This window comes from Pseudoalteromonas sp. S554 (assembly GCF_005930865.1).
Taxonomy (GTDB): Bacteria; Pseudomonadota; Gammaproteobacteria; order Enterobacterales; family Alteromonadaceae; genus Pseudoalteromonas; species Pseudoalteromonas marina.
Window position 1 is genome coordinate 36731 of the sequence record NZ_PNDV01000038.1, and the last position, 22893, is coordinate 59623.

The following is a 22893-nucleotide window of genomic DNA, read 5'->3' on the forward strand; positions in this document are numbered from 1 at the left end:
TGTTCTTACTAACAAAACTTATTACCCTTAGTAATGGTAGTAAATTACGATTTTTAGGATCTCCTGCGTGGCAGAACAATTAAATTTGCTGATTTTAAATGCAAGCCGTGCTGAGCGCAGGGTGATTAAAGATACTTTAAAAAAGCTTAACGTATTTAGCTTTATCGAAGCAAATGATAGCCAGGAAGCTCTTAAAACTCTTAAGCAACAACCGGTTGATATTATTATCACTGGATTAAATGTGGGTAAAATAGACGGTTGGCGTTTTTCTCGTATGATTCGCTCAGGGCTATTAAAAACCCCTAAAAACACCCCTATTTTGTTGATGCCCCCGACTTACTGCGAACGAATTGCAGAAACAACCGCCCGTAGTTACGGAATCGATGCTGTTTTGCCTTTTGAAAACCAAGATATGCTACCGCAAGTTCTGGCTAATGTTTTATCTACACATTTAGAAAAAAGCAGTCGACTAAACCTACTTTTGTTGGAGCCCCACGCAAACAAAGCGGAGTCGATAACTGAAGAACTAAAACTAAATTTTGCTATTACACATGTCACAACGTGTAAAGCCGCACTGAACCAGTACAACCAACAACAATTCTCAATCGTACTACTTGATACCACACAAGAAAAAGCAGATGAATCTAGCCTGCTTGTCGAAAATATTTTACAACATAACCCAAAGCAAGCCATTGTTACTATTATAGATAACCCTGATGCAGATTATGCAGAACAGCTTTTGTTATCGGGTGTAACCGATTTTATTCGCGCCCCTTACGAACCTTCATTTTTAAATAAAGTATGTGATCATGCCGCTCGCCGAGAAGACTTTATGGTGAGCTACGCTGAATTTGCTCAAAAAGTAGAGCAGTTAAGCGTCAGCGAAGTGAAATACAAAGAACTATTCTCAGCTCATCAGCGCATATTATTGCACCTTAATACTGTTGTTCTTGAGCTCGACCAATTAGGAAAAATTCGCTTTATAAACCCAGCCTGGGAAACCTTAAGTGGTTTTGGCGTTAAAACGAGCCTGCAAAAAAGCCTAACGCAATTTTATACTGGTGAATGTCAAATAAAGCTAAAAGCAACCATCGATGATATACTTGGTGGCGGAAACGATCATCAGCAAATAGAAGTAAAACTCCAACATAAAAATGGTGGCCAAATTTGGGTTGAATGTAGGTTGCAGCTAATTAAAAACAGACGCAATAATGCAACGATCACTGTCACTATTGATAACATTCACGAGCGTAAGCAAGCCGAACTTCAATTACGCCACCTTGCGCTGCATGACCCATTAACTGGCCTACACAACCGATACCACTTTGACCAAGAGCTAAGTCGTATTTGTAAACCCAAACATACTCACAGCGATATTGAGCATGCCTTGATTTACATTGACCTTGATCATTTTAAAATTATTAATGATAGCCAAGGCCATCATCAAGGCGACTTGGTGTTAAAAGATGTGGCACAGCTGTTTAAAGACAACATTGAAAAAGAACACTTAGTATGTCGCATTGGTGGCGATGAATTTGCCGTCATTCTAAAAAATATGAACCTACTCGATGCGCACCTTATTGCAGAAGGTGTCTGTAGTGCCATAGAGCAGCATACCTTTAAGTCAAACGAGCAAAGCTACACAATAAGCTGCTCTATCGGCTTAACGCAAATTACAGTAAACAATAACGACCCTAATGAGTGTTTAAAACAAGCCGACATTGCTTTGTATATTGCAAAAAACTTAGGCCGTAACTTAGTACATTGCTATTCAAAAGAAGATGCGCACAACAATACACTTCAAACAGGTCTTGAGTGGGGACACGAAATCCGCCAAGCACTTCAACAGAATAATATTGAATTGCATTACCAGCCTATATGGGATTTTAAAGCAGAAAAAGTTGCTTACTTTGAGGCACTATTGCGTTTAAAGCATGAAGGCACTCTTATTTACCCTAATCAGTTTATTCCGTCTCTAGAAATGCTTAACGACACCTTTTTAATGGATCAGTGCGTAATTAGAAATGCAATTGCCAGTGTTGCAAAATACCCTCAACTTAGCCAAGTTGCTATTAATCTATCTGCACAATCATTCTTAGATGAACGGCTGCTACCACTCATTGAATCGAACCTTGAAAAGTACAATGTTCCCGCCACACGGATTATTTTTGAGATCACCGAATCCGCAAGCATAAATAACATACAAGCTACACGTAAGATGATTGATAAACTTAACTCTTTAGGGTGTCACTTCTCAATAGACGATTTTGGGACTGGCTTTAGTACCTTTAGTTACCTAAAACAGCTACCTGCTCAACATGTGAAAATAGATGGCTCGTTTGTTCGCGACATGCTTAATGACCCCATTGACCTTGCTTTGGTAAAAGCAATTAACGACATTAGTCGCTCACTCGATAAATATTCTGTTGCGGAATACGTTGAAAATAAAGAATTATTTACTACTTTAAGAGACATTGGTGTCGACTACGGACAAGGCTACTTTATTGCTCGCCCCGTTCCTGTTGAAAAAATAAATGATGAGCTTGAAAAAATTTATCAAAATAAAAGTATTTACCAACAGTAGCCTAGGTTAAAACTAACAAATTCGAACAATTTAACGTCACTTTTTTCTTCCATTATTTTCTTTCTTGCCTATACTTTCTTTATCAGATAAAGAGGATGTCATGTAATTTAAAGGATTACGCTGTATAAACATGACATCAACCCCCAGTCAATACATGGTTGATTACAAGTTACAAGGGTTTTAGGGAGGAAGGTATGGCGCAACTAGTTATATTATTACTGATAATTCACCTTATTATTGCGTACCAATGTTACAGGTATTCAAGTTTAAAAGGTTACCCCGTCAAAGTATTTACCGTATTAGGATGCGTGCCCTACTTTAATGTAGTGGTATGGATTTACTTACTTTTTTTACCTGAACTGGAGCCATTTGAAAGCCATGTTCAACGTCAAAAGCAGCCATTGTAGGCTGCTTTAATTTTTTAATAGCGGTTAACTTTAATTGCTTGGCTCATTAAAGTTTATACTACATTGGCGTTGTAAAAACACCTCAAGCTGCTGGCTAAACAATTTAAAATCGCGAATACGTCCAGTAGTTTTTCGCCAGAGAATACCAATATCTCTGTAAGCATCGCTTTGCGACGGTGTGGCGACCATCTGTTTATTTTCTAAAATACCGGCATTAATGGCCATTTGTGGTAAAAAGGTCACCCCGAGCTGGTGTTCAACCATACTGAGTAATGTATGTAAGCTGGCCGCTTCAAATGGGTTAATACAGCTTGAGCGGTTTAAATGGCACGCACTCAGCGCGTGACCCGTCATACAGTGCTCTCGCTCTAACAAAAACACACTGGCATCAGGTAATAGGTTAAAGTCTTCTACGCCCTTTGCAGGCATATAATCTTTATGGTGCACTAAGCTAAAATGATCTTTTGCTAAAATTTGGGTATGGAACTTGTCGGTTGCATACGGTAATGCCAGTAACGCTAAGTCAATGTGCCCATGCTCTAGCTTATCCAGTAATTTGTCGCTGGTATCCTCAATTAGTACCAACTCTAATTCACAAAAAGTTTGCTGACAAAAGTGATACAAAGGCGCTGCAATAAAGCTTGCAATAGTAGGAATAACGCCAACGGTTAACTTACCGCTAAGCGGCGTTAAAAAGCTTTTTGTAAGCTCTTTTAAACTAATAGTGTCGTTAATTATTTTTCGTGAACGCTCAACAACCTCTTCACCTATGCTTGTAAACATAAGGCTTCGGTTTTCACGCTCAATAAGTTGACAACCCAGCGTTTCTTCAAGATTTTGAATGGCACTGCTTAGTGTCGACTGGCCAATAAAACAGGCACTGGCTGCACGGCCAAAATGCTGATGCTGATGAACAGCGAGTAAATACTGAAGCTGTTTAATACTTGGAAGATTGGTCATTTTTTCTTTCCACAAATAAAAAGACCCCAATACCTAGGGCATTGAGATCTTTTCAAGCTAAAAGTCTTTTAGTACTTTTTTGTTAAACCCCAAATGCGGTTCTCAGTACGTAGAAGATAACAATAGCAAGGGCAGCACCAACTGGCAACGTTATTACCCAAGAAACTACAATGTTTCTGATAACGCTCATGTTAAGTGCACCAATACCACGTGCCATACCTACACCTAGTACCGCACCCACTAAGGTTTGAGTAGTAGAGATTGGCATACCAGTTCCTGATGCAATAACAACAGTAGAAGCAGCGGCAAGTTCTGCAGCAAAACCACGGCTAGGCGTTAAATGTGTAATGCCTTCACCAATTGTTTTAATTACTTTTTTACCTAAAATGGCAAGACCTGCAACAATACCAAAGCCACCTAGTGGAAGAATCCACCATGCAATTGCTGCCTTCTTAGCAATTTCACCGTTGTTTTCAACAATATTTACAACAGCAGCTAGTGGACCAATTGCATTAGCAACATCGTTAGAACCGTGAGCAAATGCCATACTACAAGCGGTTAACACCATTAATACCGCAAACACTTTTTCTACGTTATTAAATTGCATTTGCTTATCAGCTTTAGGATCGATGTTTAAGCGAGAAATAGCAATTTTACCAATGATGGCAACAACCACTGCAACACCAATTGAAAGCGCATACCCTTCAACAGAACCTAGGTTAATACCAACGTGCTTTAAACCTTTTTTTATTGTAACTAAAGCCATGATAAAACCCGCTAAACCCATGTAGATTGGTACGTAGCGTTTAGCGTTCTTTAATGGTGCATCTGTATCAAATATAAGCTTTTGCGCGCTCATGAATATTAGATACGCAATAAAGCCGGATATAGCTGGTGTAATGATCCAGCTTCCTACAATGCCGCCTACTTTATTCCACTGGATTGCTTCTGTACCCACAGCAACTAGCGCAAAACCAATGATTGCACCAATAATAGAGTGAGTTGTTGATACTGGCCAACCTAAAAATGAAGCGATTAGTAGCCATGAACCCGCGGCAAATAGCGCGGCAATCATACCTAAAACCATCAGTTCAGGAATATTCGCAAACGGTGCAGCATCAATTATTCCTTTACGAATAGTTGATGTAACTTCACCACCGGCCAAATAAGCACCTGCAAACTCAAAAATCATAGCTATTAAAATAGCTTGTTTGATTGTTAATGCTTTTGAACCTACAGATGTACCCATGGCGTTCGCAACGTCGTTCGCGCCAATACCATAAGCCATGAAAAAACCAACAGCTGCGGCAATTAAAACTAATACCGTGCCGTAAGATGCAATGATATCCATTGTATAACCTTAATCTTTCGTGTTTGAACTGATTTTAAATTAACGAGCTAACATCAGCTCAAGACGTGATCCTACGCGCTCTGCAATATCTGCAAGCTCACCAACCCATTCAATAATGCTGTATAAAAACATTACATCTACAGGGTTAAGTTCACTTTCTACTTCACGTAGTTGGCGGCGTACTTTAATTTGCATGTCATCCGTGTCTTGTTCTATTGCATCCAATTCAACGAGCATTTTTTCTACTAAGGTCACTTCGCGACCTTTAAAACCTGTTTCTAATAGCTCTTCTAACTCGTTTATTGCTTTAGATGCTTGTTTTGTCGCATCCACACAACGAGTTAAGTAAGCCAAGAAATCAGCTTGCATTACTGCTGGTATGGTCATTTCACGACCGATTACGCGCCCAGCAATGTCTTTTGCTTTATTAGCAATTTTGTCTTGTTGGGTTACTAACTCGAGCAGATCCGTACGTTCTACCGGCATAAATAAACCGCGTGGTAACTGTAAACGTATGTCTCTTTTCATGTCATCGGCTTCACGCTCTAAATTACGAATAGTGATACGAAGCTCTTCTGCTTGTGTCCACTCTTCTTTAAAAACGTGATTAAAAAAAGGTATCAAAGCTTTACTAGCTTGATGAACTTTTTTGATGTGATCTTCCATTGGTTTGAAAGGAGATTTTGCAAAAACTCCTAAAAACGCGTTTGTAGGCATAACTGACCCTTTAATCAAATTACATGCGTGCAGCATGCGATTTTACAGTATTCACAACAATTGTGAACGGTTTTTATTATTTAACTTATCGCTAAACGAACAAAGCGGCTTATAGCCGCTTTGTTAAAATGCGCTAATGAACTTTAAAGCGATTTTTCAATATCTTCCTGTGATATATGGCGAATATCTTTACCATTTACAAAGTAGATAATGTACTCAGCAATATTTTGACAACGGTCGCCAATTCGCTCTAATGATCGCACTGACCAAACTAAATCCATGATTTTTGGAATAGAACGTGGATCTTCCATCATGTACGTCATAATTTGACGTGTTATGGCTTCATATTCACGATCAACTTTAGCATCTTCTTTGTGTACTTCAAATGCGCGTTGCACATCCATACGTGCAAACGCATCAAGTACATCGTGTAACATTTTTAAAACCTGACGACCCATATTTTCAATATTCACTAACAAATCTTGTTGATCTTTAGTGAAAGAATCGAGAGCCACTTTTGCAATACGCTCAGCTTCATCGCCAATACGCTCGAGGTCAGCAATAGTTTTTGCAATAGCAATCACCAAACGTAAATCGCTGGCAGCGGGCTGACGACGCGCAATAATACGAGTACATTCTTCATCAATGCTCACTTCCATAGCATTAACTTTGTAGTCGTTTTTACGCACTTTTTCTGCAAGTTCTGCATCGTTAGTGCTTACCGCATCAAGCGCACTACTTAGTTGTTGCTCAACTAACCCACCCATGCTTAGTACATGGTTACGAACATTTTCAAGCTCTTGATTAAAGCGACCAGAAATATGCTTATTAATATTATGTTCCATAATTACCTTCTCTCTAAATCTTGTACAACACGATACTGTTAATTATTTAGCCGTAACGACCTGTAATATAATCTTCAGTCTTTTTCTTTGTTGGTGTTGTAAATAAGGTATTTGTATCTGAGTATTCAATCAGCTCACCCATGTACATAAAGGCTGTTTGGTCAGACACTCGCGCTGCTTGTTGCATGTTATGCGTAACAATAACAACGGTAAATTTATTCTTTAAATCGTTAATTAGTTCTTCAATAACTAGAGTAGAAATTGGATCAAGCGCTGACGTTGGTTCATCTAGTAGTAAAACCTCAGGCTCTATCGCAATAGATCGAGCAATAACTAAACGCTGTTGCTGACCGCCTGATAAACCAAATGCACTGTCATGTAGTCTATCTTTTACTTCATCCCATAAAGCAGCGCCACGTAATGACTGCTCTACTACTTCGTCTAACTTACGCTTTTCTTTAATGCCCTGTAAGCGTAGACCATAGACTACATTTTCATAAATCGATTTTGGAAATGGGTTAGGACGCTGAAACACCATCCCAACGTTACGGCGAAGCGCCGCAACATCTACATTTTTATCGTAAATATTTTGTCCATGAAGGAGTATTTCACCTTCAATTCGACAAATATCAACCAAGTCATTCATTCGGTTAATACAACGTAATAGCGTTGATTTACCACAACCTGATGGGCCGATAAACGCCGTTACTTGGCCTTTTGGAATATTCATATTCACTTTACTAAGCGCTTGTTTATCACCGTAGTAAAGATCGAGATCTTTAATCTCTAACGCTTTTTGCTCGTCTGTTAAATTGTCTAAATCTAACTTCATGCCCAAATTGGCTTGGTTTACTTTTGGAGCGACTGTAATCATGTTTGTTACCTATTAAATCTTTACTAATTAGTGTTCAAGCGATCTGAATTTTTCACGTAAATGGTTACGTATACCAATGGCCGTTATGTTGAGTGTGATAATTACCGACACAAGTAAAAATGCCGTTGCATATACTAGCGGGCGTGCCGCTTCAACATTCGGGCTCTGGAAGCCAACATCGTAAATATGAAAGCCTAAGTGCATGAACTTTCTGTCTAAGTGAAAATACGGAAAGTTGCCGTCTAATGGTAACGTCGGTGCCATTTTAACAACACCTACCAACATCAGGGGCGCAACTTCGCCTGCTGCACGTGCAACAGCCAGTATTAACCCCGTCATAATTGCAGGGCTTGCCATTGGAATTACAATACGCCATAGGGTTTCAACTTTAGTTGCACCCAATGCTAATGAACCGTCACGTACAGTGCTTGGAATACGTGATAAACCCTCTTCCGTAGATACAATAACCACGGGTAACGTTAGTATTGCCAATGTTAGTGCAGACCACATTACACCTGGCGTACCAAATACTGGTGTTGGTGAAGACTCTGGGTAAAATAATTGGTCGATACTGCCACCTAGCATATATACAAAAAAGCCTAAGCCGAATACACCATAAACAATAGAAGGTACACCCGCTAAGTTAATTACCGCGATACGAATCATTTTAGTGACCGCATTTTTAGCCGCGTATTCGTGCAAGTAAATAGCAGCAACAACACCAAACGGCGTTACTATCACAGCCATCAACATAACCATAAATACAGTACCAAATATAGCAGGGAATACACCGCCTTCTGTATTTGCTTCGCGAGGATCGTCAGATACAAACTTGCCTAGTTGACCAAAGTAATGGCCTAGCTTTGCAAAAAAGCCCATATCGTTCGGAAACCACACATCAAGTACTTGATACATTGGGATCGTAACTATTTCCCCGCGCATATCTTTTACCGTAACATGGTCACGTTTTGCCTGTTTACGCAGTGCAAATAACTCTTTTTCAAGTTCGCCGTACTCTGCACGTAATTCGGCACGCGCTTTTGCAAGCTCTGCAACACGTTCATCTGTTAACTGGTTATCAAGTAAGTAGCTTTTCTCTTTTAAGCGTAAGCGCTCAAGTTCATAGTTGATATGACCTATATCGCCATTTTGTAAATCCAGTGCTTCATCATTTAAATCTACAGCACGCTCAACAAGGTCATATAAAGCCTCTACTTTATCGCCCTCTACTGGCTTGCCGTCTTTAAATACACTTTCTACATACCCGTAAAAATTACCATTTTTACTACGTTCAAATACTGCAAGCGTAGCAGGTGTAGACTTTGCTTTTATGTCGGTTTCAAGTATCCAACGAAAATCTAGAGCTACGTATTCACGGTTACCTGTTTTTATAAGTAAACGTTCAAATTCTTCTTTATCAAATGCTGAAACATCAACACCTGTCGCTGCCAAACGTTCTTTTGGTACGAGTTCACGGTCGTAAACTTCACCAATAACGGTTTGCTTGGCAATCGAGCCTTCAAGCTCAAACTGTACAACTTGAGAAGGCCAGAAAAAACTCAATCCCTTCCAGGCTATCATCGCTAATATACCTAAAACCGAAATTAAGCTGATGCTCACTGCACCGCCGGTCATCCAAATCCAAGGAGAACCAGACTTAAACCACTGCTTTACCATGTCGTGTCTCTCCACTTACATTGAGCTGTATTTTTCACGTAACTGCTGACGAACAAACTCAGCTAACGTGTTAAATACAAAGGTGAATATGAATAGTACAAAGGCGGCTAAAAACAATATTCTGTAATGCGAGCTACCTACTTCTGATTCAGGCATTTCTACCGCAATATTAGCTGCCAGCGTTCTCATGCCTTGGAAAATACTCCAGTCCATAATCGGTGTGTTACCTGTTGCCATGAGTACAATCATGGTTTCGCCCACGGCACGGCCTAGGCCCATCATTACCGCAGAGAATATACCTGGGCTTGCAGTTAATAGCACAACACGTACGAGTGTTTGCCATTGAGTAGCCCCTAGTGCTAATGAACCATTTGATAAGTGCTTAGGTACACTAAATACGGCGTCTTCTGCAATAGAGAAAATAGTTGGAACCACTGCAAAACCCATTGCTATACCGACTACCAATGAATTACGTTGGTCGAATGTCATGCCCAACTCGTTTGTTAGATACTGGCGTACATTACCGTCAAACATCCACAGCTCTACTGTTTCGCTCATTGCGAACGAGAACCAACCAACAACTAATACAACAGGAATCAAAATAATTGAATGAGAACCTTCAGGTATTTTATGGCGAATACTTGCTGGTAACTTCGTCCACGCAAGTGCTGAACCTAAAATACCAATAGGTAATAAAATGAGTAAGCCAACAATTGCAGGTAAGTGCTCTTCAATTAAAGGCGCTAACCAAAGGCCCGCTAAAAAGCCTAAAATAACCGTAGGAAGTGCTTCCATTATTTCAACGGTTGGCTTTACAACCTTACGTAATCCACTCGACATAAAGTACGCAGTGTAAATTGCCGACGAAATCGCAATGGGTACTGCAAATAACATAGCGTAAAAAGCAGCTTTAATTGTACCGAACGAAATAGGCACTAGCGAAAATTTAGATTCAAAGTCATCACTTGCAGATGTTGACTGCCAAATGTATGCAGGCTCTGGGTAACCTTCGTACCACACTTCTTGCCATAACGCAGACCATGTTACTTCAGGATGTTCGTTGTGAACCTCTAATACCGTTAATTTGCCATCCGCTAAAATTAACGCAGCATTTGAACGTGGAGCAATTGCAAAGTGTTTAATTTCGCCTTCACTTACTTTACCCTGCCATAGCTTAGCTTCGCTTGTTGTGTAGTAAACACCAAGCTCACCGTTACTGCTGGTAGTGAAAAAAGTACGACGATAAAATTCTGTAAAAATATTTAATTTGCTTTGTTTGGTTGTTTCAAACGCACGAATTTTTTGGAACTGACGACCAGCGTCTGTGTTTACTTCAAACCACTGCGACACTTCACCGTTATCGTTAGCAAGCATTAACGAGTTTGCACCCGCAAGTAACTGAGCAGACACTATATTAGCGTTTTCTTCATTAGCCGATAATAACTGGATTTGCTCTACTTCACTTGGATAACGCGTATCATAAACGTAAATTTGATTAGCTGAACGAATAAACGTACGTGTTGTATCTGGCGAAATTAAAAGCTCATCTACACGACCTTCAACATCAAGCTCTGTTCGCTCAACAACCCACTCTACTTCACCTGTAAACATGTTTTCTTCAGCAACAAAGCTGCTAAACAAAACGCGCTTATCTGCGGTTAATGCAACAACCGCCGTTTTATCTTCATAGTGAGAAAACGCAAAGCGCTTGATAGCAGCGCCTTGAGCATCAACTTCTAACGCCATTTCACCAAGCGGATAATCAACACGTGGCGTTAATTTACGTTCGTTATTTGGAAAGGTAACTAAAAACTTAGGTACAACCACCATCACAGTGCCGTTTTCTAAACCATATGCGTATTGGCCCTGAAACGGTGCACTCGTTGCAAAGCTTGTTACTTCGCTTGGAAGAGCAACATTAAGCGTCTTGAGTTTTTTACCAAAACTTGCTTTTTCTACATTGTAAAAATCAACTTGGCCTTGTTGGCTTAGTAAATAAGCAACTTCGGTTTGCTCTTCAACACCTAAGCCAACTATTTGATCTGCGTTACTTACTGTGAAGCTGTCACGCTTTTCAACTTTAGCTGACTCAAAAATTGGCTGTACTACATAAAGAAGGTAGAAAAATATTAACAACAGCGCTATTAATACCATTACTCCACCGGCGGTTATGCCAAATTTGGCAAACCTGTCTTTAAATAGACGGCTTCGATCCGTATTAAAAGACGGTTTATTCGGATTGGAAGTCATCAAAACACCTTTAAATCTTAACGTTCTATAAATTATATTTCATCAAGATGACAGTAATGTTACAACGGTCATAATAAGCACTCTAATTAAAGGTATATCTAAGGTGGCATAAGTTATTGTATTAATTAAGCGTTAGATTAGTCATTTAGAAGGGAACTAAATAACAAAAATAATTGGACAAAGCATTTAACGAGGTTAATACTCAAATGGTAAATTAAGGGATGCGCTTACCTTTCTTTCATTCACGTTAAATTAATTATTAACATAATAAAATCATTAACCTATAAAAGCGCGTCAGCATCAAAACATATTTTATTTAATGCCTACGCATTTACATTCTTCGGGCTTAAAAAGAGGCACAATTTATGAAACAGTTGGTAATAACTATTTTAGGAAAGGATCGTCCAGGCTTAGTAGAAGATATTTCATCGGTAGTTTTAAAAAATCACGGCAACTGGTTATGTAGTAACCTTAGCCATTTATTAGGTCATTTTGCAGGGATTATTCAGTTAGAAGTTGCTGAAGAGCATTTTCAGGAACTGCAAAACGCGCTTACCGCTTTACCAAAACTTGAAGTGCGTATTGAAGCTGGCAATACTGAAATTGAACCTTCACCACGTGAACAAATCAATTTAGTGATCACAGGAAACGATCGCCCTGGTATTGTCCAAGAGCTCGCGAGCGTAATACGACACAAAGGAGCAAGTATTACTCATTTAAATTCTAGACAACAAAGCGCACCTAATTGGGGAGTCCCTATTTTTAGCGCTGTTGCAACCGTTACCTTACCTAACGGAATGGATAAAGACGAAGTAATTGATGCGCTTGAGTCAATAACCAGCGACTTAATAGTAGACACAGAAGAAGCATAATTTTTTATTGCGTGTCATACAAGTGACACGCATGTCATTTTAATGTCATTAAATTGTTCTATATTTAACTCAGCGTTAGATAATGGAATATAATATGAATGCCCACATAGAACATACTCAAACCGTTGAATACTTTGCTAAAGAGCTTAGTTGGCTGTCATTCAACGAGCGCGTTCTACAAGAGGCTAAAGACAAAAATAATCCAATAATTGAACGCATGCGGTTTTTGGGGATTTTTTCTAATAACCTTGATGAATTTTTTAGGGTGCGTGTTGCCGACGTTAAACGCCGTATTTTATTAAACAAACTTCCCGATGCTAATTTTGAAGAAGACGAAGCTTTATTAAGTCAAATTCAACAAAAAGTTTTGCAGCTAGGCAAAAAATTTAACCTAATACACCAACAAATTTTAAACGATTTAACCACTCATAATATCCATGTAGATCGCCCCGAAAAATTAACAGATTTTCATCTTAATTGGCTAAAAGCGTATTTTCATGACAAGGTTTTACAGCATATATCTCCCATTTTACTTAATGAAAATAAAGATTACTCAGACTATATAAACGACACAATGACTTACTTGTTTATTGAAATGAGTGACGAAAAAAGCCACTACGCTATGCTTGAAGTCCCCACAGACCGAGTACCCCGTTTTATTATATTACCGCCTGAAAAGACACGTCGTCGTAAAACCATTGTTATGCTTGATGACGTTATTTCTTACTATTTAAATGATGTTTTTAGTAACTTTTTTCACTTTGATAAAATTCAAGGTCATGCAATAAAACTCACACGAGATGCAGAATACAATTTAGACGATGAGCTAGAAGAAGGACTGCTCGATAAAATGTCTAAGGGTCTTAAACAACGTATTTATGCAGAGCCTGTGCGCCTTGTTTACGACGAGAGCATGCCAGAAAGTATGTTAAAAGTGATGAAAAAACGTCTAAACGTGAGTCATCATGATGCGCTGATACCCGCGGGTCGATACCGTAACTTTAGAGATTTTATTGCTTTTCCTAATGTGGGTCGCCAATACCTTGAAAACAAAACACTTCCAGCAATACAAAGCACAGCTTTTAACAAACACAGCAGCGTATTTGACGCAATAAGCGAGCAAGACATACTGCTCTACTACCCATATCACACATTTAATCATTTACTGGAGTATGTTCGCCAAGCCGCATTTGATCCTATGGTGACGCAGATTAAAGTAAATATTTATCGAGTGGCGAGTAAGTCTCGGCTTATTTCTTTACTCATCAATGCCGCTAAAAATGGCAAAAGTGTCACGGTAATGGTTGAGCTTAAAGCACGCTTTGATGAGCAGAACAATATTGAATGGGCTAAAGTTCTTAGCAGTGCTGGAATAAAAGTTATTTTTGGTATTCCAGCCCTAAAAGTGCATAGCAAACTATGTGTTATTCACCGTAAAGAAAAAAACAAAATAGTTAAATACGCCCATATCGGTACCGGAAACTTTCACGAAAAAACAGCTAAAATCTACACTGACTTTAGCCTTTTCACAAAACATAACGGTATTTGTGAAGAATGCGATAGCGTATTTAAGTTTATAGAAAGCAGCTACAAGCCCTTTAATTTTGAATATTTAATGCTCTCCCCTATTAATGCTCGCGACACTTTATTGGATTTAATTGATAAAGAGATTCAGCATGTTGAAGATGGTTTCACAGGAAAAATTACAATTAAAGTAAATAATTTAGTTGATAAACAACTTGTAGATAAACTTTATTATGCCGGTCGTCGTGGAGTAAAAATCCGAATTATTGTACGTGGTATGTGTTCATTAATACCGGGGGTGGCTCACTTTAGCGAAAACATAAAAGTGATCAGTATTGTTGATCGCTTTTTAGAGCATCCTCGCGTAATGGTATTTGGCAATAATGGCAATGAAAAGGTGTATATTTCTTCCGCTGATTGGATGACTCGCAATCTTGATCAACGCGTTGAAGTGGGAGTGCCCATTTTAAATAATAAATTAAAACAGCTCATTCTGGACATTTTAGAGCTACAATTTAAAGACCGCACAAAAGCTCGGCTAATCGATAGCGAGCAAAAAAATACCTATGTTAGGCGCGGTAACAGAAAAAAAATTCGCTCACAAATAGCAATATACGATCACTTAAAAAAATGGGAGAGTAATTATAATAATGAATGATCACCCATCAATAGCGGCCGTCGATCTAGGTTCGAATAGCTTTCACTTGGTCGTTGCGCGCGAAGTGGATGGCACATTACAAATTCTGCATAAAGAGAAACAGCGTGTTTATTTAGCCGATGGCTTAGACGATAAATTAAGACTAAACCAAGCAGCCATAGACCGTGCACTACTTGTACTTAAGCAGTTTGCAAACACCCTTGAAGACTTTCCTCCTGGTAATGTAAAAGTAGCTGCTACATACACTTTTAGGCGCGCCAAAAATATTCATGCCTTTTTAACTCAGGCGAGTAAGGTATTTCCATTTCATATTGATGTGATCCCAGGGCAAGAAGAAGCTCGGCTTATTTATCAAGGTGTGGCTCATTATGTACATAACGAAGAGAACCGCCTTATTATCGATATTGGCGGAGGCAGTACCGAACTAATTATTGGTAAGCACTTCAAACATAAGCTTCTTACCAGCCGTAATATGGGCTGTGTTAGCTACACAAAACAGTTTTTTAGTGGTGGAGCTATTACGGCTAAGCGTTTTAATCGAGCTGAAATAAAAGCGGAACAAGAAATCGAAGTTATTTTTGCCAACTACATTAACGAAGGTTGGCAAGATGTAATTGGTACATCAGGCACTATTAAATCAATTTTAACCATGGTGTGCGCACAAAACCCGCAACAAACATGTGTAAGTATTGACGATTTACTGGCTCTTAAGCAGCAATGCATTGCCGCTAAACATATCGATAATATAAGTATAGAAGGATTAACGCCTGAGCGTCAGCAGAGTCTATGTGGAGGACTTGCCATTCTTATTGCTGTTTTTAAAGAGTTTTCAATCAATCAGCTCTCTTATAGTGACTTCTCTTTAAGAGAGGGGCTACTTCATGAAATGCAGCAAAAACTCGCCGATAAAGACATTCGCAGCAATACAATCAATAACCTGAGTGAACGATACACCGTAGATAAAGCCCATGCCTCACGCGTTGCTAATACAGCTACTTGGATATACGAGCGCCTTAGCAAAGCGTGGCAACTAAATGATAATAACGACATAGCGCTTCTTAATTGGGCTGCTAAGCTACACGAAATTGGCTTATCTATTAACTCTTCAGGTATTAATAAACACAGCGCTTACATTGTGGCAAATAGCCAGCTTCCTGGTTTTACTCAGCAAGAGCAACTCATTTTAAGCTCGCTAATTCGCTTTTACCGAAAAAAAATTAAACGTGATGAATTACCAGAGTTCACAACAATCGCGCAGCAACATGTAATTAAGCTTGTTACTATTTTACGCTTAGCTGTTTTATTTAATCAAAAACGCCAAATTAGCCAGCAACCTAATATGAATATTAGCGCTAATGCCACAGGGCTTTTTATTAAATTTTACGATAATTATTTACAAACACACACGTTACTTAATGCAGATTTAGAACTAGAACAACGTTATTTAAAAAAGGTAGGAATAAGTCTTAACTGCTCATAATATTTTGAAGAGTAAATAATTAAGTAGGGTGCAAATACACCCTACTTTTAGCTAAGTATACTTTAGCTAATTACATATCCATATGGCGATTTGTACTTTGCATCATTTGTTTAAGCCCTTGCTTTTCAAGCTCTAGTAGCTGCGCTAGCTTCTCTTGCGCATTTTGCGTTTCTGCACGCTCGAGAAGGTAATCGTAAAGCGCGATAACTTTTTGATGCTGACTCGATAAGTAATCTTGAATTGCTTTTTCATCTAACTGCTTATCTTTGCTGATATCGTTAAACGTAATAAGTTCGGGGTTACTGGCAAAGTACTCATAACAAAATGTGTCGAGCGTGTTAATTTCGGTAATCGCTTTAAAACCCACTAAATCTTCAGCGAGTTTTTTTTCGTAATTAAGGTAATAATCCACCAGCATGGCATTACGCTCATCAAGTATTGGTTTAACGCTATGAAAGTTAGCCGCCATTTGCGTATGAAATAATACTGTCCAATCGTATACCTCTTTAATTGTTTTAACTTGCATGTGCATTCCTTACTTAGTTAACTTATGAGTTACTAGTTGCTTGAATCATGCCAATAAAAACCACAATTAAAAACAATGGGTTACACTTTAAAAATAAATTAAAATACAAATTAATAGAATAACTTACAGACAATAGGTAATTTTTATAGGGCAATGATAAGTCATTACCCTATCACTGTTACTTAATAGCCTTTTTTCTCCATAATAGGTAAACCGCAGGAATAACTAATAAGGTCAACATTATTGCGCTTACCATACCACCTACCATAGGCGCTGCAATTCGGCTCATTACTTCACTACCGCTACCCGTACCATAAAGCACAGGTAATAAACCAATAACAATAGTAGCCACCGTCATCATTACAGGACGCACACGTAACCCGGCACCTTCAATAATTGCCTGCTGTAACTGAGCTAACGAAAGTGGTTTATCAGCTCGCTTAGCAGTTAAGCACATGTTTTGATATGCCTGATTTAAGTAAACCAGCATAATCACCCCAATCTCCACAGCAACACCGGCCAGTGCAATAAAACCAACCCCTACGGCGACTGAAAAGTTAAAACCTTGAAGGTACATGAGCCATACACCACCTATCATAGCCAATGGCAGTGTGCACATAATAATAGTTACTTCAGCAAAGCTTTTAAAATTAAGATAGAGCAGCACAACAATAATGGCCAAAGTGAGAGGCACTACGTAGGTGAGCTTCTCTTTTGCACGTTGCATATATTCATACTGCCCAGCCCATGAAATAGAATACCCCGATGGCAGCGTTAAATGCTCATCGAGCAAGGCTCTCGCGCTTTCAACATAGCTACCAATGTCTACGCCATCTATATCAATATAAACCCAACCATTTAAACGTGCATTTTCACTTTTAATGCCAGACGGGCCATTTTCAATAAATACATTAGCGACATCTCCAAGCGCAATATGCTGTCCTTGTGGCGTCACAATGGGCAATAACATAAGGGCGTCAGGAGAATCCCTAAAAACTTGCGGATAACGCACGTTAACCGAATAACGAGCCTGCCCTTCTATTGTTTGTGTTACATTTTTACCACCAACTGCCGTTGCTATAACTTGCTGTATATCGCTTATGTTTAAATTATAACGCGCTGCTTTTTCACGGTTTATATCAATTTTTACGTAGCGCCCACCAGCCACTCGTTCAGAGTAAACAGATACAGTGCCTTGAATATCAGCAAGTAGCGTTTCTATTTGCTCACCAATTTTTTGAATTTCACTTAACTGTGGACCTGCCACTTTAATACCTATTGGTGTTTTAATACCGGTTGCCAACATGTCTATGCGTGTTTTAATTGGCATAACCCACGCATTAGTTAAACCAGGAAACGTGACTAATGCATCAAGTTCGGCTTTGAGTTTTTCAAGAGTCATTCCCTCTCGCCACTCGTCTTTGGGCTTTAATTGAATAAACGTTTCAATCATTGTCAGTGGAGCGGGATCGGTGGCTGTTTCAGCTCGCCCGACTTTACCAAAAACTGTTTTAACTTCCGGTACGGTTGCGATTAACTTATCTGTTTGCTGCAAAATCTCTCGAGCTTTAGCTATTGATATACTTGGGTATGTAGTGGGCATATACATTAAATCACCCTCATCAAGTGGCGGAATAAACTCGCTACCTATTTTGTTAAGTGGGTAAAAACCTACCAAGGTCATAACTAAGGCAAATATTAAGGTTGTTTTTGGAAAATTAAGCACCCATCTGAGCAAAGGCCGATAAGCCGCTACAAGCAATCTATTTACGGGATTTTTATTTTCAGGTATTACCTTACCTCTTATAAAATAACCCATTAATACAGGCACTAGGGTGATCGCTAACCCTGCTGAGGCCGCCATTGCATAAGTTTTAGTGTAAGCAAGAGGTGAGAACATTCGCCCTTCCTGCGCTTCTAAAATAAATACAGGCAAAAAACTCACGGTAATAATTAATAAACTAAAAAACAGCGCAGGGCCTACTTCGCTTGTCGCTTTAATAACGACTTCCCAACGGTTTTGATCAGTCAGAGGCGTTTTTTCCATATGCTTATGCATATTTTCAATCATTACTATGGCGCCATCGGTCATTGCCCCTATGGCAATCGCAATCCCGCCCAAAGACATAATATTAGCGTTAATTCCTTGCCAATACATCACAATAAACGCCGTTAAAATACCCAGCGGTAAGGTAACAATAGCCACCAAAGATGAGCGCACATGAAACAAAAACACAACACACACAAGCGCTACAACAATCAGCTCTTCAACAAGTTTACTTGTCAGATTACTTATTGCGTTGTTAATTAAGTTTGACCGGTCGTAAACGGGAATAATCTCAACGCCCTCTGGTAATCCTTTTTTAAGGGATTCGAGTTTAGCCTTAACCAGTTCAATGGTTTTTTGTGCATTTTCGCCGTAGCGCATAACAACAATACCACCGGTAGCTTCGCCTTCACCGTTAAGATCACTCACGCCACGGCGCATTTGTGGGCCTAGGCGAATATTTGCGACATCACGTAACTGCAAAGCAGTGCCATTTGCATTAGTACCTAATGGAATAGCCTCTAAATCGGCAACACTTTTTATGTACCCTGTGCTGGTAACCATGTATTCCGCTTCGGCCATTTCAATAACAGAGGCGCCTGTTTCTTGGTTTCCTTGCTGTATTGCAGTTTGAATAAGACTCAACGGAATGCCGTAAGCACGCAGCTTATTAGGATCTACATTTACTTGATACTGCTTAACCATTCCCCCTACAGAGGCTACTTCAGAAACACCCGGAACAGTTTGTAATTCAAACTTTAAAAACCAATCTTGTAAGTCTCGCAATTGGCTAATATCAAGCGTATTTGTTTTATCAATAAGGGCATATAGGTAAACCCAACCAACACCCGTTGCATCAGGTCCAAGCTCTGGCGTTGCACCTTCAGGCAGACGGTTTGCAGCTTGGGTTAGGTATTCTTGCACTCGGCTACGCGCCCAGTACAAATCAGTGCTGTCATCAAAAATAATATAAACATACGAGTCGCCAAAAAATGAAAAGCCTCTTACGGTTTTTGCCCCTGGCACCGATAACATAGCAGTAGTAAGCACATAAGTAACTTGGTCTTGAACCACTTGTGGTGCTTGCCCTGGATACGATGTTTTTACAATAACTTGCACATCAGATAAATCGGGCAAGGCATCTACGGGCGTATTTTTAACGGCAAACACACCACCGCCCACTAAAATTAATGTAAGCAACAATACCAATAACCGGTTATGAACAGACCAGCGGATAACAGCAGTAATCATTTTACTTCCTCGCCCATCGTATGTTGCATTGAGGAGTGATCTATTGCGTCTATATTATTTAAAGCGGTGATCACAAAATCATCATTAATAATACTAAACGTGAAATCAATGGTTTGACCTTTAATAAGAGAGTTAACCTCTATATGCGGTGCCAGAACAAAATTCATTGTTGCTGGACCTCGGTTCCACTTTGGAATAGCTTCACGACTAATATTTACAACTCGAGTTGCTGCATCAATTGTATTTATAACGCCATTTACGGTTGCACTTTGAGAGTTGTCATCGTTACTACTATCAGCAGCTGGCATCTCCATTCGCTTAAAGTCTGAAAGCTTACTCGACTCAGAATCTATTAAAAATTGTGCAGAGGTAACCACGCTATCGTTTACCACCACACCTGATAAAATAATCGTTTCATCAACGCTTGTTTGTCCTACTTGTACTTCAACAGATTTAAAGCGCCCTTCGCCTAATGCTATAACTACGCGGTTTTGATGTTGCGTAAGAATTACAGCTTCTTTTGGTACTACAAGCTGAGGTTCACTCGCTTTTGTATGAATAGTCACCTGAGCAAACATATTCGCTTTTAGCTTAAGGTCTTTATTTGTAAATCGGAGCCTAACCCGGAGTGTTCTATTTTGAGCATCAAGCGCCGGATAAATATAATCGACCTGTCCTTGCCATATTTTTCCCTTAAAATAATCAAGGGTCATGGTTACCGGTAGGCCAACACTAATAAGCGACGATTGACGTTCAAATATTTCCGCCTCCACCCATACTTCATCAAGTTGAGCAATACTCATCATAGATGTACCCGGCTTTACATAAAAACCTTCTCGCACATTCAGCTCATCAACAATCCCACTTTGACGCGCATAAAAGGTAATATTTTGCATTATTTTCTTATTTTTTTGTAAGCGCTCAATAAATTCAGCAGATACATTTAACGACTCTAAACGTGCCTTTGCAGCACGAATTAGTACATTGTTATTTCTATTTACTGCCAATAAAAACTCTTCTTGTGCATTAACTAGCTGCGGTGAATATAAGGTATACAAAGGTTCGCCGGCGTTTACCTTATCGCCTTGCGCTTTTACATATAAATCCTCAAGCCACCCTTCTACACGAGGGTGAATATGAGTAATTTTATCTTGGTTATATTGCACATAACCCACTGTATTGATGTTACTTTGCAGTGTTTTTAACTGCACCTTAGTGGTTTTCACTCCTAAATTATTAATCACCACTGGCGAAATAGTAATCGCTCCTTTTTCACTTTCACTATTACCAACTTCGTCGTAAACGGGCACTAAACCCATCCCCATAGGAGAGAGACCTGGAGCGTCACGCCTATAATTGCTGTCCATGGGCGCCACCCAATATAAGGGTTGTTTTACGGCCGGTTTTTCATCAATTATAATTTGCGTAAAAGCAGCCCATAAACCAGCCCCTACAATAGCGGCAATGAATAGTTTCAAATTAGTGTTCATCAGGCTGCTCCTCACGTAGTTCGCCCATAACTTGAGAATCTAAGCTACTCATATAATAATTTAAGCGTGCAATAATAATGTGTTGATCGACTTGGATATTGAGCGCGTCAATTTTGGCATTTAACTCACTAATACGTGCTTGCATAACATCAGAAAAGTCACCGTCATCACGCGTATAAGCATTCAAGTTTGCTTGTGATTGCTCAGCCATTTGTACTAATAAAATATTTTGATATAGCGTATTTCGTTTTTGTAACTGGGATAGCTGACTATATTCTTTAAAATACATACCTTTGAGCTTTTGCAAAGCGACCCTTTTTTGTGTTTTAGTCGCTTCCGTAATAGATATAGCCGATTTAACGTGTTGGTCTTGCCTGTTATCCGTAAATAAAGGGAGATCAATGCTAACTCCCACAGAAAGTAAATCGGCTCTTGATTGGCCCATTGGGGTGTCTGCTCGATAGCCATACCCCACATTAACCCCTATCTGTGGCTTATAACTTTGTTTCGCTAAGCTCACTTGTGTTTGCTTTGCCAACACACTTTGCTCTATAGCAACAATAGCTGGATGAGCCATAAGTAATTGCATAAGTTGACTAAATTCAAGGGTATTAAAATCAGTAAGCGCCACAGGAGGTATAAATTTATCGTCTAAAGATTTTACTAACATTGTTATGGGTAACCATTGCGCTAGCCGGTTTTTAGCACTGTGAAGTTGCTGTTCAAGTATGAGTAGCTTATCTTCTAAGCGGGTAAGCTCTAACTGAGCACGAATAATATCTTGCTGGCGTGTTTTACCCTGCGTACTTGCATAGCTGGCCTCAGTTATTTGAATAAGCTGAGTAAATAACTCTTTGTCTTTCTCAATCAAATTAATACTGTACTGAGCCCTATAAGCATTTAACCAAAACTCAGTAACCATCGCTTTGACTTGAGCCAGCCTATCAGCTCGCTGCCATGGATATTACTTAGACGACTGAAAAAGCGACTTTTGTTTCAGTGACAGGCTATCACCGCGGCTAAATTTTTGGTTTAGACTCACTTTAAATTGAGTCATCCCTTCTTGGTCAAACGCATAACCATTTGTTGGTAAGTTCATAAGACCAAGCGTTAGTGTTGGGTCGGGTAAAGTACCCGCCATAATACTTTGCGCCATAATGGCTTGCTCTTGGTGGCGGCTTGCCGATAACCACGGATCATTTGCAAGTGCATAGGTAAGGGCGTGAGATAAGTTTAGCGTACGTACAGAGCTATACTCATCTATTGCGCCAGTCGTTTTTTCTTCTTGGGTATTCGCCGCACTGCTGAACAAAGTCAAACAACATAGCACTGCATTTATTTTTAAAGCGTAATTCATCACTTGCTCCATTTAAAAATTAA

15 protein-coding genes and 1 pseudogene are annotated in these 22893 nt (G+C 39.4%); 5 read left to right on the forward strand and 11 right to left on the reverse strand.

Annotated elements, in window-relative coordinates; all coding sequences use genetic code 11:
* The first annotated feature begins 67 nt into the window (after positions 1-67).
* Positions 68-2584 carry an EAL domain-containing protein gene (locus tag CWB65_RS09855; protein WP_008130476.1) on the forward strand — a complete coding sequence of 839 codons (2517 nt, stop codon included), beginning with the start codon at positions 68-70 and terminating at the stop codon, positions 2582-2584.
* Positions 2585-2778: 194 nt separating this feature from the next.
* Positions 2779-2991: a hypothetical protein gene (locus tag CWB65_RS09860; protein WP_008130474.1), complete on the forward strand. Its 213-nt coding sequence runs from the start codon at positions 2779-2781 to the stop codon at positions 2989-2991.
* A gap of 30 nt (positions 2992-3021) precedes the next feature.
* Here the strand turns inward: CWB65_RS09860 and CWB65_RS09865 are convergent, their stop codons facing one another.
* The 7 genes from CWB65_RS09865 to CWB65_RS09895 form a co-directional block, all read right to left on the reverse strand.
* Positions 3022-3951 (reverse strand): hydrogen peroxide-inducible genes activator, encoded by a 930-nt coding sequence (locus tag CWB65_RS09865; RefSeq protein WP_008130473.1) that lies wholly within the window; start codon positions 3949-3951, stop codon positions 3022-3024.
* 82 nt (positions 3952-4033) lie between these two features.
* Positions 4034-5302 carry an inorganic phosphate transporter gene (locus tag CWB65_RS09870; RefSeq protein WP_138740501.1) on the reverse strand — a complete coding sequence of 423 codons (1269 nt, stop codon included), beginning with the start codon at positions 5300-5302 and terminating at the stop codon, positions 4034-4036.
* 39 nt (positions 5303-5341) lie between these two features.
* Entirely contained in the window at positions 5342-6019 is a 678-nt protein-coding gene (locus tag CWB65_RS09875) for a TIGR00153 family protein (RefSeq protein WP_006791195.1), read from the reverse strand.
* Between the two features lie 143 nt (positions 6020-6162).
* On the reverse strand, positions 6163-6864 hold the full coding sequence (gene phoU, locus CWB65_RS09880) for a phosphate signaling complex protein PhoU (protein WP_006791196.1): 702 nt from the start codon (positions 6862-6864) through the stop codon (positions 6163-6165).
* 46 nt (positions 6865-6910) lie between these two features.
* The gene (gene pstB / locus CWB65_RS09885; protein WP_006791197.1) at positions 6911-7738 is read right to left on the reverse strand and encodes a phosphate ABC transporter ATP-binding protein PstB; all 828 of its coding nucleotides are present in this window, start codon (positions 7736-7738) and stop codon (positions 6911-6913) included.
* Between the two features lie 27 nt (positions 7739-7765).
* Positions 7766-9415, reverse strand: a complete 1650-nt coding sequence (gene pstA, locus CWB65_RS09890; RefSeq protein WP_138740502.1) for a phosphate ABC transporter permease PstA — start codon at positions 9413-9415, stop codon at positions 7766-7768.
* Positions 9416-9430: 15 nt separating this feature from the next.
* Entirely contained in the window at positions 9431-11665 is a 2235-nt protein-coding gene (locus tag CWB65_RS09895) for an ABC transporter permease subunit (RefSeq protein WP_008130466.1), read from the reverse strand.
* Between the two features lie 365 nt (positions 11666-12030).
* Here CWB65_RS09895 and CWB65_RS09900 point away from each other — a divergent pair, with 365 nt between their 5' ends.
* The 3 genes from CWB65_RS09900 (at position 12031) to CWB65_RS09910 (ending at position 16199) form a co-directional block, all read left to right on the forward strand.
* Complete coding sequence (locus CWB65_RS09900; protein WP_006791200.1) at positions 12031-12537, forward strand: glycine cleavage system transcriptional repressor; 507 nt, start codon at positions 12031-12033, stop codon at positions 12535-12537.
* A gap of 94 nt (positions 12538-12631) precedes the next feature.
* Entirely contained in the window at positions 12632-14719 is a 2088-nt protein-coding gene (ppk1, locus tag CWB65_RS09905) for a polyphosphate kinase 1 (RefSeq protein ID WP_008130463.1), read from the forward strand.
* Entirely contained in the window at positions 14712-16199 is a 1488-nt protein-coding gene (locus CWB65_RS09910; protein WP_006791202.1) for a Ppx/GppA phosphatase family protein, read from the forward strand. The genes ppk1 and CWB65_RS09910 overlap by 8 nt, the downstream gene beginning before the upstream one ends.
* Before the next feature lie 70 nt (positions 16200-16269).
* On the opposite strand, the gene CWB65_RS09915 is transcribed toward CWB65_RS09910, so the two are convergent.
* The 4 genes and pseudogenes from CWB65_RS09915 to CWB65_RS09930 all read right to left on the reverse strand — a co-directional run bounded on the left by CWB65_RS09915 (position 16270) and on the right by CWB65_RS09930 (position 22870).
* A complete protein-coding gene (locus CWB65_RS09915) occupies positions 16270-16725 on the reverse strand; it encodes a hypothetical protein (RefSeq protein ID WP_006791203.1) in 456 nt (151 codons plus the stop codon).
* A gap of 178 nt (positions 16726-16903) precedes the next feature.
* Positions 16904-20023, reverse strand: coding sequence for an efflux RND transporter permease subunit (locus CWB65_RS09920; protein ID WP_008130456.1), 3120 nt, complete (start codon positions 20021-20023; stop codon positions 16904-16906).
* Positions 20020-21513, reverse strand: a complete 1494-nt coding sequence (locus tag CWB65_RS09925; protein ID WP_008130455.1) for an efflux RND transporter periplasmic adaptor subunit — start codon at positions 21511-21513, stop codon at positions 20020-20022. The genes CWB65_RS09920 and CWB65_RS09925 overlap by 4 nt, the downstream gene beginning before the upstream one ends.
* Positions 21503-22870 (reverse strand): annotated as a pseudogene (locus CWB65_RS09930) (TolC family protein). The gene CWB65_RS09925 and the pseudogene CWB65_RS09930 overlap by 11 nt, the downstream one beginning before the upstream one ends.
* Positions 22871-22893: the final 23 nt, after the last annotated feature.

Excerpts from the sequence above, each read along its gene's own strand:
- pstB (WP_006791197.1), bottom strand. The coding sequence starts at position 7,738 with ATGATTACAGTCGCTCCAAAAGTAAACCAAGCCAATTTGGGCATGAAG.
- CWB65_RS09895 (WP_008130466.1), bottom strand. The coding sequence starts at position 11,665 with ATGACTTCCAATCCGAATAAACCGTCTTTTAATACGGATCGAAGCCGT.
- CWB65_RS09865 (WP_008130473.1), bottom strand. The coding sequence starts at position 3,951 with ATGACCAATCTTCCAAGTATTAAACAGCTTCAGTATTTACTCGCTGTT.
- CWB65_RS09875 (WP_006791195.1), bottom strand. The coding sequence starts at position 6,019 with ATGCCTACAAACGCGTTTTTAGGAGTTTTTGCAAAATCTCCTTTCAAA.
- CWB65_RS09870 (WP_138740501.1), bottom strand. The coding sequence starts at position 5,302 with ATGGATATCATTGCATCTTACGGCACGGTATTAGTTTTAATTGCCGCA.
- pstA (WP_138740502.1), bottom strand. The coding sequence starts at position 9,415 with ATGGTAAAGCAGTGGTTTAAGTCTGGTTCTCCTTGGATTTGGATGACC.
- CWB65_RS09910 (WP_006791202.1), top strand. The coding sequence starts at position 14,712 with ATGAATGATCACCCATCAATAGCGGCCGTCGATCTAGGTTCGAATAGC.
- CWB65_RS09915 (WP_006791203.1), bottom strand. The coding sequence starts at position 16,725 with ATGCAAGTTAAAACAATTAAAGAGGTATACGATTGGACAGTATTATTT.
- CWB65_RS09925 (WP_008130455.1), bottom strand. The coding sequence starts at position 21,513 with ATGAACACTAATTTGAAACTATTCATTGCCGCTATTGTAGGGGCTGGT.
- phoU (WP_006791196.1), bottom strand. The coding sequence starts at position 6,864 with ATGGAACATAATATTAATAAGCATATTTCTGGTCGCTTTAATCAAGAG.
- ppk1 (WP_008130463.1), top strand. The coding sequence starts at position 12,632 with ATGAATGCCCACATAGAACATACTCAAACCGTTGAATACTTTGCTAAA.
- CWB65_RS09920 (WP_008130456.1), bottom strand. The coding sequence starts at position 20,023 with ATGATTACTGCTGTTATCCGCTGGTCTGTTCATAACCGGTTATTGGTA.
- CWB65_RS09900 (WP_006791200.1), top strand. The coding sequence starts at position 12,031 with ATGAAACAGTTGGTAATAACTATTTTAGGAAAGGATCGTCCAGGCTTA.
- CWB65_RS09860 (WP_008130474.1), top strand. The coding sequence starts at position 2,779 with ATGGCGCAACTAGTTATATTATTACTGATAATTCACCTTATTATTGCG.